This window comes from Variovorax sp. FW301-JW7 (assembly GCF_058788795.1).
Genome location: NZ_JBYTBC010000001.1, coordinates 100,499 through 114,231, shown reverse-complemented (window position 1 = coordinate 114,231; position 13,733 = coordinate 100,499). Strand labels below are relative to the sequence as shown.

General features: G+C 68.4%; 13 protein-coding genes. 6 read left to right on the top strand and 7 right to left on the bottom strand.

Annotated elements, in window-relative coordinates; genetic code table 11:
• Positions 1-164 precede the first annotated feature (164 nt).
• Entirely contained in the window at positions 165-578 is a 414-nt protein-coding gene (locus AC3WQM_RS00475; RefSeq protein ID WP_492676475.1) for a hypothetical protein, read from the bottom strand.
• Between the two features lie 62 nt (positions 579-640).
• Here AC3WQM_RS00475 and AC3WQM_RS00470 point away from each other — a divergent pair, with 62 nt between their 5' ends.
• Both AC3WQM_RS00470 and AC3WQM_RS00465 read left to right on the top strand, forming a co-directional pair.
• Positions 641-1,039 (top strand): hypothetical protein, encoded by a 399-nt coding sequence (locus AC3WQM_RS00470; protein WP_492676474.1) that lies wholly within the window; start codon positions 641-643, stop codon positions 1,037-1,039.
• A gap of 140 nt (positions 1,040-1,179) precedes the next feature.
• A complete protein-coding gene (locus AC3WQM_RS00465; RefSeq protein ID WP_492676473.1) occupies positions 1,180-1,860 on the top strand; it encodes a GNAT family N-acetyltransferase in 681 nt (226 codons plus the stop codon).
• 12 nt (positions 1,861-1,872) lie between these two features.
• On the opposite strand, the gene ltaE is transcribed toward AC3WQM_RS00465, so the two are convergent.
• The 4 genes from ltaE to AC3WQM_RS00445 all read right to left on the bottom strand — a co-directional run bounded on the left by ltaE (position 1,873) and on the right by AC3WQM_RS00445 (position 6,109).
• Positions 1,873-2,913, bottom strand: a complete 1,041-nt coding sequence (ltaE, locus tag AC3WQM_RS00460; RefSeq protein WP_492676472.1) for a low-specificity L-threonine aldolase — start codon at positions 2,911-2,913, stop codon at positions 1,873-1,875.
• Positions 2,910-4,109 carry an amidohydrolase gene (locus AC3WQM_RS00455; RefSeq protein WP_492676471.1) on the bottom strand — a complete coding sequence of 400 codons (1,200 nt, stop codon included), beginning with the start codon at positions 4,107-4,109 and terminating at the stop codon, positions 2,910-2,912. The genes ltaE and AC3WQM_RS00455 overlap by 4 nt, the downstream gene beginning before the upstream one ends.
• The gene (locus AC3WQM_RS00450; RefSeq protein WP_492676470.1) at positions 4,106-5,098 is read right to left on the bottom strand and encodes a tripartite tricarboxylate transporter substrate binding protein; all 993 of its coding nucleotides are present in this window, start codon (positions 5,096-5,098) and stop codon (positions 4,106-4,108) included. Before AC3WQM_RS00450 ends, AC3WQM_RS00455 begins: the two co-directional genes overlap by 4 nt.
• Positions 5,099-5,203: 105 nt before the next feature.
• Positions 5,204-6,109, bottom strand: coding sequence for a LysR family transcriptional regulator (locus AC3WQM_RS00445; RefSeq protein WP_492676469.1), 906 nt, complete (start codon positions 6,107-6,109; stop codon positions 5,204-5,206).
• 250 nt (positions 6,110-6,359) lie between these two features.
• Here AC3WQM_RS00445 and AC3WQM_RS00440 point away from each other — a divergent pair, with 250 nt between their 5' ends.
• The gene (locus AC3WQM_RS00440) at positions 6,360-7,520 is read left to right on the top strand and encodes a porin (RefSeq protein ID WP_492676468.1); all 1,161 of its coding nucleotides are present in this window, start codon (positions 6,360-6,362) and stop codon (positions 7,518-7,520) included.
• 11 nt (positions 7,521-7,531) lie between these two features.
• On the opposite strand, the gene AC3WQM_RS00435 is transcribed toward AC3WQM_RS00440, so the two are convergent.
• Positions 7,532-7,936 (bottom strand): OsmC family protein, encoded by a 405-nt coding sequence (locus tag AC3WQM_RS00435; protein ID WP_492676467.1) that lies wholly within the window; start codon positions 7,934-7,936, stop codon positions 7,532-7,534.
• Positions 7,937-8,620: 684 nt separating this feature from the next.
• Here AC3WQM_RS00435 and AC3WQM_RS00430 point away from each other — a divergent pair.
• The 3 genes from AC3WQM_RS00430 to AC3WQM_RS00420 all read left to right on the top strand — a co-directional run bounded on the left by AC3WQM_RS00430 (position 8,621) and on the right by AC3WQM_RS00420 (position 11,556).
• Positions 8,621-9,085 carry a hypothetical protein gene (locus AC3WQM_RS00430; protein ID WP_489058628.1) on the top strand — a complete coding sequence of 155 codons (465 nt, stop codon included), beginning with the start codon at positions 8,621-8,623 and terminating at the stop codon, positions 9,083-9,085.
• A 205-nt stretch (positions 9,086-9,290) separates the two neighbouring features.
• On the top strand, positions 9,291-11,351 hold the full coding sequence (fusA, locus tag AC3WQM_RS00425) for an elongation factor G (protein WP_492676466.1): 2,061 nt from the start codon (positions 9,291-9,293) through the stop codon (positions 11,349-11,351).
• Positions 11,352-11,355: 4 nt separating this feature from the next.
• Positions 11,356-11,556 (top strand): hypothetical protein, encoded by a 201-nt coding sequence (locus tag AC3WQM_RS00420; RefSeq protein ID WP_492676465.1) that lies wholly within the window; start codon positions 11,356-11,358, stop codon positions 11,554-11,556.
• 157 nt (positions 11,557-11,713) lie between these two features.
• Here AC3WQM_RS00420 and mrdA read toward each other — a convergent pair whose 3' ends face one another.
• Positions 11,714-13,690 carry a penicillin-binding protein 2 gene (gene mrdA, locus AC3WQM_RS00415; protein WP_492676464.1) on the bottom strand — a complete coding sequence of 659 codons (1,977 nt, stop codon included), beginning with the start codon at positions 13,688-13,690 and terminating at the stop codon, positions 11,714-11,716.
• Positions 13,691-13,733: the final 43 nt, after the last annotated feature.

Genomic DNA, 13,733 nt, shown 5'->3' with positions numbered 1-13,733 from the left:
TCGGCTTTTCAGCCGAACGAGAGTCCGGCAATGCGCGGGTCGGCCAATTGGAATGTAAACAGCGTCCGTCGAAGCGCTGAACTTCAATTCGACGGAGCGAGAGGCGCCATGCGATCAACGCAATTGGCGTGCGGCATGTGAATCACCAAATAATGCGTATTTTTTCAATGTATGTAGTTATTTTTACTACATGCAAATCGAATTGGAAAAACAACTGCACGCCAATGCGGGAAGTTCATTGAGATGCTCGCGATCGCTGTGCTGACGACAGCGCGACCGGCTGTCCATGCGCCCAGCCAACGCCGCTTCAGATCCAGCTTTGGATTGATGTAATACCAAATGATCAATTGGATTTCACTGAATCGCAGCTTGATGCGTGCGCCCCGGACTTGCCGGCCTTGCGCTACGGCCGCCGGCCTGCGCGGCACGGCAATCACAGCCCGGCAAGAATTAACAATAAGAGACGATTTTTGTGCCATTTGCGTCGCTGCAAACCAACTGACCACGTTCCAGTCACAGGCAAGCCGCTGCAACACGGCGATACTGAAATGGCCTTGATATTTGCGTTCCTGGCGCACTCAGCGCGCGCTGCGGGACACGAGACGAGGCACATCATCCAACTCGCTCATGTAAGACAAAAATGAACAAACTGCTCGCACTCATCTTCGTGGCTGCCGCCATCACCGCTTGCTCGAAGCAAGAGTCCACGCCCGCAGCGCCGGCCGCACCCGCAGCACCTGCTGCCACCGCACCGGCCACGCCGGCACCCGCCCCGGCCGCCAGCGCGCCGGCCGCTGCAGCCCCCACTGCCACCACCACGGCATCGGCCGACGTGCCCAAGGAATGCCAGGAATACCTGGACAAGGTGAGCGCCTGCGTGGGCAAGCAAAGCGGTGCCGCCGCCGATGCGCTCAAGGGCAGCCTCGAGCAGACCAAGGCCACCTGGGCCAGCTACGGCGCCAACGCCGCACAACTCGGCGCTGCATGCAAGGCTGCTTCCGACGCCTTCGCCGCACAAGCCACGGCCATGAAGTGCTGATGCGCTGAGTCGCTAATGCCGGCGAGGCCACCCTCGCCGCGCGACGCGACACACCTCCTCGTCCTCGACGAGGAGGCGCCGCCCCCACACAGCGGACGGCGCCGAAACGGTTCCTGTCAGACCGAGACAATCCAGCCCCCATGACAGACCTCCTCACCAACCTCACCTGGCACGCCCTCTCAGGCCCGCATGCGTCTTTTGCCGCCGGCACATCGACCGCACGCCGCTACGCCACAGGCTTCTCCCCCATCGTCGGGTTTGCCGATGCCCTGCACCCCGACCTCGACGCGCTCCTGCCCTTCTGCACGCCGGACGAGCACTTCTATGCCATCGGCTGGTCGGGCACCGCGCCGTCCACCTGGCAGGTCGACATGGAGTCGGTCATCGTGAAGATGATCTGGGACGCGCCTGCGCCCGTGGCCGACACGCTTCCTGATGTGGTCCGGCTCGGCGCAGCAGATGTAGAACAAGTGCTGGCCCTGGCCGCCCTCACCCGCCCCGGCCCCTTCTCCACGCGGACCATCGAGCTCGGCGAGTACTTCGGCTGCTTCGACGACAACGGCCGGCTCGTGGCGATGGCCGGTGAACGCATGGCCGCCGGCACGCTGCGCGAGATCAGCGGTGTCTGCACGCATCCCGATGCGCAAGGCAAGGGCTACGCGAAGCGCCTCGTCACGCGCCTGGTGGCGCAGCAGATGCAGCGCGGCGAAGTGCCGGTGCTGCATGTGATGCAAGGCAACGCGGGCGCGCGGCGCATCTATGAGCGCATGGGTTTCCGCGTGCACAGCGAACCGGTGGTTCGCGTGATCTCGCGGCGCTGAGCGGCGGTACGGCTACCGCCTCAGGAATTCGCGCAGCGCATCGAGGGCGCGCAGCACGCCGGCTTCATCCACGTCCCGGTGCGTGACCAGGCGCAGCCGGCCGTACAGCATCGAGACGCGGATGTCTTTCTCTTGCAGGTGCTGTTGAAGCGCACGCGCCGTGTCCTGCCCCCGATCGGCCAGATCAAGAAACACGATGTTGGTCTGCGGCGCCTCCGCACGCACGCCGGGGCGGTCGCAAATGCCTTCATGCAACAGCCTCGCCAGCCGGTGGTCTTCGGCCAGCCGCTCGACATGGTGGTCCAGCGCATGCAGCGCCGCTGCGGCCAACACACCGGCCTGCCGCATCGCACCACCCGCCGCTTTTCTCACGCGCCGCGCCCGCGCAATGAAGGCCGCACTGCCGCACAGCGCACTGCCGACCGGCGCGCCCAGCCCTTTGCTGAAGCACACCGACACGGAATCGAAATGCCCCGCGATGCGCCGCGCGCCGGCCTCGGGCAACGTCGCCTCCGAGGCCGTGGCCGCATTGAACAAACGCGCGCCATCCAGGTGCGTCGACAGGCCGCGCTGCCGCGCCAGATCGGTCGCCGCACTCAGGTACGCATCAGGCAGGCATCGCCCACCCAGCGTGTTCTCGAGCGCGAGGAGCCGCGTGACGGCAAAGTGCTCGTTGTCCGGCTTGATCGCGTCGGCGATCGCCGCCAACGGCAGAGTTCCGTCTTCCGCGTGGTCGAGCGGCTGCGGCTGCACGCCGCCGAACATCGCAGCGCCGCCGGCCTCCCAGCGGTAGCAGTGCGCCATCTGGCCGACGATGTATTCGTCGCCGCGCCCGCAATGCGCGAGCACCGCGCACAGGTTGGCCTGCGTGCCGGACGACACGAACATCGCCGCCTCGAAGCCCAGCATGCCGGCGATGCGCGCCTGCAGCGCGTTGACGGTCGGGTCTTCGCCGTAGGTGTCGTCACCCACGGGCGCGCGCTGCATCGCCTCGTACATGGCGGGCGTGGGTCGCGTGACCGTGTCGCTGCGCAGATCGACGCACGCGCTCATGCCGCGCCCAGCGTGCCGCCGAGTTCCTTGTTGACGACCGAGAGCCAGTAGGCGATGCCCAGCGGCAAGGCCTTGTCGTTGAAGTCGTAATACGGCGTGTGCACGTCGCCCTGGCCGTCGCCCTTGCCCAGGCCGTTGCCGATCAGCATGTAGGCGCCGGGGCGCCTGCGCGCGAAGAACGCGAAGTCATCGCCACCGGTCAACGGCGCCTGCTCGGGATTCACGGCCTGCAGGCCCACCACGTCGTGTGCGGCGCGGATCGCATTGCGCGTCGCGTCGGGGTCGTTCACGAGCGGCACGGAGTTCCACCAGCACTTCACGTGCACCGACGCGCCCTCGGTGGCGGCCGCGTGCTCCGCATGCTCGCGCAGGCGCTTTTCGAGCAGTGCCTGCACCTCGTCCGAGAACGCGCGCATGGTGCCCGAGATGCGCAGCTCCGCCGGAATCACGTTCATGGCCTCGGGATCGCCCGCGCCGATGTGGCCCACGCTGACGGTGGCCGGCTCGGTCGGCGCCACGTTGCGGCTGACGATCGACTGCAGGCCGAGGATGAAGTGCGCCAACACCACGCTCAGGTCGGTCGACAGGTGCGGGTAGGCGCCGCCATGGCCGCCGGTGCCGTTGAAGCGCACCTGCCATCGCCCCGACGCCGCCATCATCGCGTGGCTGCGAATGCCGAACTGGCCCAGCGGCAGCGCGGGCATGGTGTGCATGCCGAAGATGCGGTCGCAGGGAAAGCGCTCGAACAGCTGCGCCTCGAGCATCGCCAGCGCGCCGCCGCGCCCTTCTTCCGCAGGCTGGAAGATCAGGTGCACCGTGCCCTCGAAGTCGGGGTTCTCGGCCAGGGCCTGGGCCGCGCCGAGCAGCATCGCCGTGTGGCCGTCGTGGCCGCAGGCGTGCATGCGGCCCCGGACCGTCGAGGCATGGCCCAGCGTGTTCTGCTCGCACAGGGCCAGGGCGTCCATATCGGCGCGCAAGCCGATGGCGCCCGCCCCCGCGCGCCGGCCGCGCACGACACCGACCACGCCGGTGTTGCCGACCTTCTCGTGGGTCTCGATGCCCCAGCCGCGCAGCTTGCCGGCGATCAGCGCCGAGGTGCGGACCTCCTCGAACCCCAGCTCGGGGTTGGCGTGGATGTCGCGGCGGATGGCCGCGATCTCGTCGATGTGCCGGTTGGCGAGGTCGAGGAGGCTCATCGCGCCACCTCGCTCTTCTCGGGCGGCATGCGCGAGACGATGCCCTGCATCTTGCCTTGCGTCTCGGCCACGACCTCGGCGAAGCCCGGGCGCGCGCCCGCGGCGGCCGGCATGAAGCCGATGCGCCGCAGGTTCGCCGCCACCTTGTCGTCGGCCAGCACGGCATCGACGGCGGCCGACAGGCGCTGCGTGACGTCCGGCGGCGTGTGGCGCGGCACGAAGAAACCCAGCCAGGTGTTCAGGTCGATGCCCTTGAGGTACTTGCTCTCGTTGAGCGTGGGCACGTGCTTGAGCAGCTCGTCGCGCTGCAGGCCGGTGGTGCCGAAGCCGCGCACACGGCCGCTCTCGATGGCTTCGGGAAAGGTGGCCGGCGCCACCAGCGTCAGGTCGACCTGGCCGCCCAGCAGGTCGGTCACCTGCGTGGAGCCGCCCTTGTACGGCACGTGCAGCATCGAGGTGCCGCTGCGCTCCTGGATGTCGCGCATGACCACGTGCTGCAAGGTGCCGATGCCCGAGGTCGCGTAGCTCAGTGCGCCGGGGTTCTTGCGCGCGAACTCGATCAGCTCGTCGGTGGTGCGCGCGGCAATGCCGGGGCGCCCCACCAGCACGAACGAAGAGTCGCCGACGCGCGCCACCGGCACCAGGTCGTCGGTCTTGTAGCTGACGGCGCGATTGACCAGCGGCGCCAGCACCACTTCATTCACCGAGCCGAGCAGCAGCGTGTAGCCGTCGGCGCGGGCACGCACCACCTTGGCGGCACCGATGGCGCCGGCACCGCCGCCGAGGTTTTCGATCAGCACCGGCTGCCCCAGCTGCTTGCCGAGCGCCACATGCAGCGCCCGCGCCATGGCATCGACGGAACCGCCCGCCGGGTACGCCACCACGACCGTCACCGGCTTGTTCGGGTAAGCCTCGGGCGGTGCGGCATGGCCGTGAAAGGCCGCGGCGCACAGCAGCGCGGCAGCGAGGAGTCGGGTTCTTCTTGGCATGGTCGGATGGATGTCGCTGGAATGAACGGGAAAGGCCATTCTTCAATGACGCCCCGTCGAGAACCAATGCCTTGCATGCCCCAGCCATGCATCCTGCTTATAGCTTCAGGGGTGCTTCGCAGCGAAGCGGAACAGATGGTCCTTCAGCAGGTTCGCGGCCTCGCCGCGTTCATCGCGCACGCTCAGGATGCCCAACGGCGGCAACGCGGGCAGGTCGGTCACATCGATCAGTGCGATCTGCCCCATGTCGATGAACTGGCGCATCGCGCTGTAGGGCGTGAAGCTGAGCAGCGTCTCGCTCTGCAACTGGGCCAGCACCATCGCGCTGGAGCGGACCTCGAGCTTGCGGTAGCGCGCCGCTGTGCCGTGTGCGGCCATGAGGGCATCGAAGGTCTTTCGCGCATGGGTCGCGGGATGCAGCATGAGCCACATCTCGTCCAGCAGGTCCGGCAGGCGCAGCCCGCGCTTGCGCACCAGCGGATGGTTCGGGCCCGCGACGACCACGAGCCGGTCGGGCAGAAGGTCGGCGAACTCCCAGCCCTCGGGCCACACCGGCGGCTCACGGCACAGCATGAGGTCGACCTCGCGATTCGAGATCAACGCGCTCGACTCCGCGGCATTGGCCTCCTGCAGCTGCACGAGGATGTCGGGCTTCGATTGCCCGAAGGCCGGCAGCGCCCGCACCAGCAGCCCGTTGATGGCGCCATGGATCGCACCCACGCGCACGATGCTGTGCCCACTCGATTGGCGGAAGGCCACGAACTGCGTGCCCGCCTCGAGCGTGGCGAGCGAGCGCTGCACGAACGGCAACAGCTCGCGCGCCATGTCCGTCATGCGCATGCCGCGCGCATGGCGATGGAACAGCGGGCACTGAAGAAACTCCTCCAGGTCGGCCACGAGGTGCGTCACCGCGGGCTGCGTGAGACCGATCGCGTCGGCCGCGCGCTGCGCGCTGCCGAACTCGGCGATGGCGGCAAACGCCTGCAGATGGCGAAAGCGCGCCCCCGTCATGAGACGCGCATAAAGAACAGCAGACGACGGAGTCATGGCACGGGAGCAGGCCGCGACGGCCTCGGCGGGAAAGCCCGGATGCTAAGCGCCCCTTGCATGCGCGGCCATGGGTTGTGTCCCTGAGGCCGGGGCACCCAGCCATAAGCAAAGCAGACCCCTGGGTCTCAATTTTCATTTGTTGTGCCCCCGCCCCAAAAGAAGAATCGCGGCCGGCAACGCAGCCCTCAGCACAACAACGGAGACAGAACGCATGAAGAAGAGATTGACCGCCCCGGCCACCCTGGCCCTGGCCCTTGCCGCATCGGGTGCAACGCACGCCCAGTCCACCCTCACGATCTTCGGCGTGCTCGATGCCTCGATCACCTCGACCACCAACCGGGCGCAGAACCTGTCGCCGCTCGGCGGCAGCGTCTCGCTCTCGCGCACCGAGCTGGCCAACAGCCGCAGCGCCAGCAGCCGGCTGGGCTTCATGGGGCAGGAAGACCTCGGCGGCGGCATGGCGGCGGCGTTCTGGCTCGAAGCCCCCGTCACCAACGACGACGGCGCCACCGGCATCGCCACCTTCTCGCGCCGCTCGACCTTGAGCCTGCTGGGTACCTTCGGCGAGCTGCGGGTGGGCCGCGACTACATGCCGGTGTTCGTCAACGACGTGCTGGTCGACCCCTTCAGCTTCAACGGCGCCGGTGCCGCCCTCACCTTCATCGCCAACACCGGTTCGCGGCTCGACCGCGTTTCGCGCGCGAACAACTCCATCGCCTACTTCCTGCCGCCGAACCTGGGCGGCTTCTACGGCCAGGCGATGTACGCGCTGCACGAAGGCACCAAGCAGACGCTGTGGACCACGCCGCCACCGCCCAACAGCACGCGCACCGGCCGCCACATCGGCGCGCGCTTCGGCTACGCGAAGGGACCACTGGACATCGGCGTTGCCTTCGGCCGCAGCACGACCGGCGACGACTACAACGCAGGCACCACCGACGAGGTGCAGCTCGCAAGCCTGGGGCTGACCTACGACTTCAACTTCGCCAAGTTCTACGCAGGGGTCAACCGCAGCAAGGCCGGCCGCGACTACGCGAGGCCGCCTGTCTCGCCGCTGCCCGACGCCACGCTGAACAGCGCGCTGGTCGGCGTCACCGTGCCGGTGGGTGTGGGCGTGATCCGCGCGACCTATTCACGGGCCGTCTACGACGAGCACCTGAACGACAACCGCCCCGACCCGCAGGCCAGCAAGATCGCGCTGGGCTACCTGCACAACCTGTCCAAGCGCACCGCGCTGTACGCCACCGTGGCCCGGCTGCGCAACAAGAACGGCGCCGCCATCACCATCGGCGGCCCGGCCTACCTGCGCAGCGCGTCGCTCGTGCCGACGACGTCGACGGGCTACGACGTCGGCATCCGGCATGCCTTCTGACCGGCCGCAGATCAGGCCGCAGCCGCCCCGCGCTCGCTCGTGATCTCCGCGCCTTCACGCATGGTCTTCGTGACCGGCGTGTTGGCCACCACCTCGAGCAGGCGGCTCCACTGCGCATCGGTGAGCGGTGCGCTGGCATGCAGCACGCGGTGGATGTGCGCCTTGCCGTCCGCGTCTTTCGAAAAGCTCAGCTCGGCCTTGAACTCGCCGAGTTCCCAGCCCTTGCGCTGCGCATACATCCGCAGCGTGATCGCGGTGCAGGCGGAGAGCGCGGCCAGGTAGTAGTCGTAAGGCGCCGGCCCCGCGCCCTGCCCGCCCAGCGATGCCGGCTCGTCCGCCACGAGCTGGAACTTGCCGACCTGGATGCGGTGGGTGAAATTGACGTCGGTGGAGACGATCGTTGCGGTGTGGCCCATGGGGTGTGCTCCTGTTGACAAGCAAGCATTCTGGCGTGGCCGGACCGCCCTAAAACATCAGCGCCAACGCGGTTGATCCAGGCGCTCATAATGCTCGCCGGGCGGCCATGCCAGGGGTCGCCAGCCACCCGGCACAAGCGGGTGCGCCGCCTTCCTGCCTGGCATCGACGGAACGACACCATGAGCGCTTTGCACATGTTTCTACCGGTCTGCGAGCCCGCGCGCAGCGAGGCACTGGCACTGTTCATCAAGACACACCACGTCCCCCGCCATCTCGTGAGAGGCATCTCGCGCAAGATGCCGGACGACTGCGGGCCGCCCGCGCCGGTTCGCACTTCGCAGGAACAACCGCAGGCCACATCCGCCCAGCCATCGGCCGCATCGGCCTAGGGCGGGCAGACCGCAAGGAAGACAGCCCCCGCCGCGCCGGCCGCGCGCGGCGCGTGTTCGTGCGCCTCTTCTTGGCTCGCCCCCGGTGGCCGCCAGGCCTCGCGTGTCACATCGCCGCGAGGCAGCCCGTCCTTCCATTCGCCTACACCGAAAGCACGGGATAAAACCCACCTTCATCGGTCACACTGGCGACATCGAAGAACGAATTCGCGAGCCGTCGCGACATACTGCACGAATGCAAAAAAATCACATGGAAACGAGCCGCCCCACGATGCGCTCGTTCCGCAGCCAGCCATGACGGAGTTGAGGGTCAGCTGGGAGCACACGTTCCCCGACGACGGGACGAAGCTGGTCGTCCATTCGAACTGGGTTTCCAACACCCCCGCCACGCAGGCCTACCTCGAGGCCCTGATCGCGCGGGTCGGGGAGATGGACCCGGCCCCCCACTGCGTTTTCGAAAAACGCCAGGCCGTCCCTTCGCGCTCGTTGCCGCCGGACCTCGGCACCTTCACCTCGGCCGAGTTCTGGCAAGTGGCCGAGCTGCTGCACCTGCAGGCCACCCCGTCCCTCGCCGCCGCGCGGCTGGTGCTGGTCGAGGGCATGCGCCCGGCCAAGGCGGCGAGGCAGCTCAACACGAGCCCGCAGGCGCTGACGAACGCGCTGCGAAAGATCCGCACGGAGCGCGCGACCTCGTCGCGGCTGGGCAGGCTGCCCGCCGACCGGCCGCCATCCGAAGGCCTCGCGCCGCGGGAGCCCTGAGCGGCCGTCGTGAGGCCGCACGTCGTGCCTGAGCCAGGCGCCCGACAGCGGGCCCCGCGCCAGCGACCGGATCGGCCGACCGGCGCGCCCTCCCCAGCTTGCATCGGCACGGTCAATCCCGTACGCTGACCCGGCGTCCACGCGCAACACCCGAGCCCCTGCGGGCCGCCGGGCCGGCCTTGCGGACGCGCAAAGGAGTCCCGCCATGCCAAGCCGATCGAACGGCCTCGCGGCCGAAGTGGAAGCCGTGCGAACGCTGGCGCTCGTGGGCGCCGCGGCTTCCGGCAAGACCTCGCTGGCCGAGGCCTTGCTGTTCAAGGCCGGTGCCATCGGCGCATGCGGCAGCATCGAACGCGGCAGCACCGTCAGCGACCACGACCCGCTCGAGCGCCGCATGCTGCATTCGCTCAACGCCTCGGTGATGCACCTCACGCATGCCGCCACGCGCATCCACTTCATCGACACGCCCGGCGGCCCCGATTTCCTCGGCCAGAGCCTGCCGGCGCTCGAGGCGGTCGAAACGGTGGCGGTGGTCATCAATGCCGCCACCGGCATCGAGCCGATGGCGGTGCGCATGATGGCGTACGCGGCCTCGCGCCACCTGGCCCGCATGATCGTCGTCACCAAGATCGACTCGCAGGGCATCTCGCTGGCGGGCCTGCTGGCCGACATCCAGGCCACCTTCGGCCGCGAATGCCTGCCGTTGAACGTGCCCGACGGGGTCAACCGGCAGGTGATCGACTGCTTCTTCAACCGCTTCGGGCGCTCCGACTTCGGGCCCGTCGAAGCGTCGCACCGCGCGCTGGTGGAGCAGGTGGTCGAGGTCGACGCGGCCTTTGTCGATCGCTACCTCGAGGAAGGCGACGTGGACCCGTCCGAGCTGCACGCGCCGCTCGAGCAGGCGCTGCGCGAAGGCCACCTGATCCCGGTGTGCTTCGTGTCGTCGCGCAGCGGCGCCGGCGTGGCCGAGTTGCTGGACGTGATCGTCAAGCTCCTGCCCGACCCGACCGAGGGCAACCCGCCGGAGTTCATCGTGGGCGAAGGCGCGCAGGCCCAACCCATGAAGGCCCTGCCCGATGCGTCGCTGCACGTGCTGGCGCACGTGTTCAAGGTCACCATCGACCCCTTTGTCGGCAAGATGGGCATCTTCCGCGTGCACCAGGGCACGGTCACGCGCGACAGCCAGCTCTACATCGGCGACGGCCGCAAGCCGTTCAAGGTAGGGCACCTGTTCATGCTCCAGGGCAAGGACCATGTCGAGGTGTCGCGCGCGGTGCCCGGCGACATCGTGGCGGTGGCCAAGGTCGACGAGATCCATTTCGATGCCGTGCTGCACGATGCGGCCGAAGACAGCCATGTGCATCTCGCGCCGCTGCCGTTCCCGGTGCCGGTGTACGGCCTGGCGGTGGAGCCCAAGCGCCACGGCGACGAGCAGCGTGCCTGGGAAATTCTCGGCAAGCTCGCGGCCGAAGACCCGTGCCTGCGCATCGAGCATGTGGCCGCGACCAACGAGACGGTGCTCTACGGCCTCGGCGAACTGCACCTGCGCCTCGTGCTCGAACGCCTGCGCGAGGTGTACCGCTTCGAGGTCCTGACGCGCCCGCCACGCATCGCCTACCGCGAGACCGTGACCGCGCCGGCCGAGGGCCACCATCGCCACAAGAAGCAGACCGGCGGCGCCGGCCAGTTCGCCGAAGTCTTTCTTCGCATCGAGCCGCTGGCGCGCGGCGCGGGGTTCCAGTTCGCGGACGAAGTCAGGGGCGGCGCCATTCCGAACCAGTTCATCCCGGCGGTCGAGAAAGGCGTGCGCGAAGTGCTGGCCTACGGCGCGATCGCCGGCTACCCCGTGGTCGACGTGCGCGTGGTGGTGTACGACGGAAAGCACCACAGCGTGGACAGCAAGGACATCGCCTTCGCGACCGCCGCCCGCAAGGCCTTCATGGCGGCGATCCGCGAGGCGCAACCGGCCGTGCTCGAGCCGATCGTCCAGATCGAGATCGCCGTGCCCGAGCATGCCGTGGGCGACGTCACGAGCGACCTGTCATCGCGGCGCGGCCTGGTCACCGGCACGTCGGGCCTGGGGGCCGGCACGGTGGCCATCGGCGGACAGGTGCCCGAGGTCGAGCTGGCCAACTACCAGTCGCGGCTCAATGCGATGACCAGCGGCCAGGGGCGCTACACCCTCACGTTGTCGCACTACGAGGCCGTACCGCCGACCGTGCAGCGCACGCTGATGGGGCAGTACCGGGTGCGCGACGACGACTAGGGCCATGGTCGACCTGGGCTTGCTGCAACCCCTCAAGGTCACGCCCGCAATCCCCGACATCACCTACGTCGCAATGAGCAGGAGCGAGCAGCGAAGCACGTTGATCGACTCCACGGTGCTGCTTGCACAGGAGTGCTGCGACTTCACGCAGGTTTTCCAACCCGGCGCCATCCCCGCCGACGCCCCGGCGCCTCCCAGCTATTGATCGGACTTCGGGAAGCCGCGACGAACCCCGACGTCACCTTGCGCGTGTGGGACGACGGCGAGCACACGGTCTACAACCACGCAACGCAGCGGACTGCCTCCGTGGCGGACTGATTTGCCCGGCGACTCGCGCCGGGTTGACGCTTCGCCCTGCCCCCTCAAAGCACCGCAGCCTCATCCCCCTGCGCACCGTCGTCCACCACCGGCACCTCGCTGGCCACCAGCGGCTTGCCGATGGGCGCGCCGGCTTTCCCCACCTGGACCGCCGCCATGTCGGCGTCGTTCGGGTACTGCCCCGCAATCCAGTAGTCGAACACCCGCCGGACGATCGGCGCCGCGTGCGCCGCGCCGAAGCCCGCGTTCTCGACGATCGCGGCCACCGCGATGGTCGGGTCTTCGGCCGGGGCGAATGCCATGTACAGCGCGTGGTCGCGCTGGCGCGCCTCCAGGGCCTTGCCGCTCGCGCGCGCCTTCGGGCTCAGGCCCACGGCCTGCGAGGTGCCGGTCTTGCCGGCCGAGGTGTACGCGGCGCCCGCGAACACGCGCGTGCCGGTGCCGCCCTTGGTGACCGCCACCATCGCGTCGCGCACCACCTCGACGTGCTTGCGCGCATAGCCCAGGTCCTGGGCCGGGGGTTGGACCTGCCGCACCACCTCGCCGGTCGCCGTGTCGCGGATGGCCCGCACCAGGTGCGGCTGGTAGCGCACACCGCCGTTGGCCAGCGTGGCGTTGGCCGAGGCCAGCTGCAGCATCGTGAAGCTGTTGTAGCCTTGGCCGATGCCCAGTGAAATCGTCTCGCCCGGGTGCCAGGTCTTCATGTCGGCGCGCCGGTAGGCCGCGCGCTTCCATGCCCTGCTGGGCAGCACGCCGCGCGACTCGCCCTGCAGGTCGATGCCGGTGAACTGCCCGAAGCCCAGGGGCGCCATGAAGTCGTGGATCAGGTCCACGCCCATCTCGGCGGCCAGCGAATAGAAATACGTGTTGCTCGAGAACTGGATGGCCCGGTGCATGTCGACGCCGCCCAGCCCGCCCCGGTGGCTGCGGAAGGTGCGCCCACCGAAGTTGTAGAAGCCCGGGTCGTTCTCCACCTTGTCCGCGCTGCGCTTGCCGGTCTGCAGCGCCGCCATCGCCATGAAGGGCTTGTAGGTGGAGCCCGGCGGGTAGGTGCCGCGCAACGCGCGGTTCAGCAGCGGGTTGTCGGGCGACTCGGTCAGCGCCTTCCAGTTCTCGGTGTCGATGCCCTCGACGAACAGGTTGGGGTCGAACGTGGGCTTGCTCACGAAGGCCAGCACCTCGCCGGTCTTCGGGTCGATGGCCACGAGCGCGCCGCGGCGCTCGCCGAACATCTCTTCCACGAGCTTCTGCAGCTTGATGTCGAGCGACAGCATCACCGTCTGGCCCGGCCTGGCGGGGTGGCGCGACAGGCGGCGCACCGCGTGCCCGCCGGCCGAGGTTTCCATCTGCTCCACGCCGGTCTGGCCGTGCAGCGCCTTTTCGTAGCTCTGCTCGATGCCGACCTTGCCGATGTAGTCGGTGCCCCGGTAGTTGGCGCGCTCGTCTTCCTCCCAGTCGTCCATCGCGGTCTTCTCGCGCTGGTTGATGCGGCCGATGTAGCCGATCACGTGCGCGCCCACCTCGCCGTGCGGGTAGCTGCGAAACAGCCGCGCCCGGATTTCCACGCCGGGGAAGCGGTAGCGCTGCGCCGCGAAGCGCGCCACTTCTTCATCGCTCAGGCGGGTGCGGATGGGCAGGGAGTCGAAGCTGCGCGAATCCTCGCGCAGGCGCTGGAAGCGGCGGCGGTCCCTGGGCGTCACTTCGAGCAGCTCGCCCAGCTCGTCGACGACGGTGGCGATGTCGCCCACCTTCGACGGCGTGATCTCCAGCGTGTAGGCCGCGTAGTTGGACGCCAGCACCACGCCATTGCGGTCGAGAATCTGCCCGCGGTTGGGAACCACGGGGACGATCGCGGTGCGATTGCTCTCGGCCCGGTCCGCCAGCGTTTCATGGCGCACCACCTGCAGGTAGACCAGCCGCGCGCCGATCAGTCCGAATCCGAACAGCACCGCACAACCGACCACCACCACGCGGCGGCGAAAAAGAGCGAGCTCGGCGGCGGCATTGCGGATTTCATTCATCGGGCGAAACGGGGTGGGGAAAGAAGCGGAGAAGCCAGATAGG

What these genes read in the sequence shown, in the direction of transcription:
- AC3WQM_RS00470 (WP_492676474.1), top strand. Translation starts at nt 641, where the DNA reads ATGAACAAACTGCTCGCACTCATCTTCGTGGCTGCCGCCATCACCGCT.
- AC3WQM_RS00465 (WP_492676473.1), top strand. Translation starts at nt 1,180, where the DNA reads ATGACAGACCTCCTCACCAACCTCACCTGGCACGCCCTCTCAGGCCCG.
- ltaE (WP_492676472.1), bottom strand. Translation starts at nt 2,913, where the DNA reads ATGAGCGCGTGCGTCGATCTGCGCAGCGACACGGTCACGCGACCCACG.
- AC3WQM_RS00455 (WP_492676471.1), bottom strand. Translation starts at nt 4,109, where the DNA reads ATGAGCCTCCTCGACCTCGCCAACCGGCACATCGACGAGATCGCGGCC.
- AC3WQM_RS00450 (WP_492676470.1), bottom strand. Translation starts at nt 5,098, where the DNA reads ATGCCAAGAAGAACCCGACTCCTCGCTGCCGCGCTGCTGTGCGCCGCG.
- AC3WQM_RS00445 (WP_492676469.1), bottom strand. Translation starts at nt 6,109, where the DNA reads ATGACGGGGGCGCGCTTTCGCCATCTGCAGGCGTTTGCCGCCATCGCC.
- AC3WQM_RS00440 (WP_492676468.1), top strand. Translation starts at nt 6,360, where the DNA reads ATGAAGAAGAGATTGACCGCCCCGGCCACCCTGGCCCTGGCCCTTGCC.
- AC3WQM_RS00435 (WP_492676467.1), bottom strand. Translation starts at nt 7,936, where the DNA reads ATGGGCCACACCGCAACGATCGTCTCCACCGACGTCAATTTCACCCAC.
- AC3WQM_RS00430 (WP_489058628.1), top strand. Translation starts at nt 8,621, where the DNA reads ATGACGGAGTTGAGGGTCAGCTGGGAGCACACGTTCCCCGACGACGGG.
- fusA (WP_492676466.1), top strand. Translation starts at nt 9,291, where the DNA reads ATGCCAAGCCGATCGAACGGCCTCGCGGCCGAAGTGGAAGCCGTGCGA.
- AC3WQM_RS00420 (WP_492676465.1), top strand. Translation starts at nt 11,356, where the DNA reads ATGGTCGACCTGGGCTTGCTGCAACCCCTCAAGGTCACGCCCGCAATC.
- mrdA (WP_492676464.1), bottom strand. Translation starts at nt 13,690, where the DNA reads ATGAATGAAATCCGCAATGCCGCCGCCGAGCTCGCTCTTTTTCGCCGC.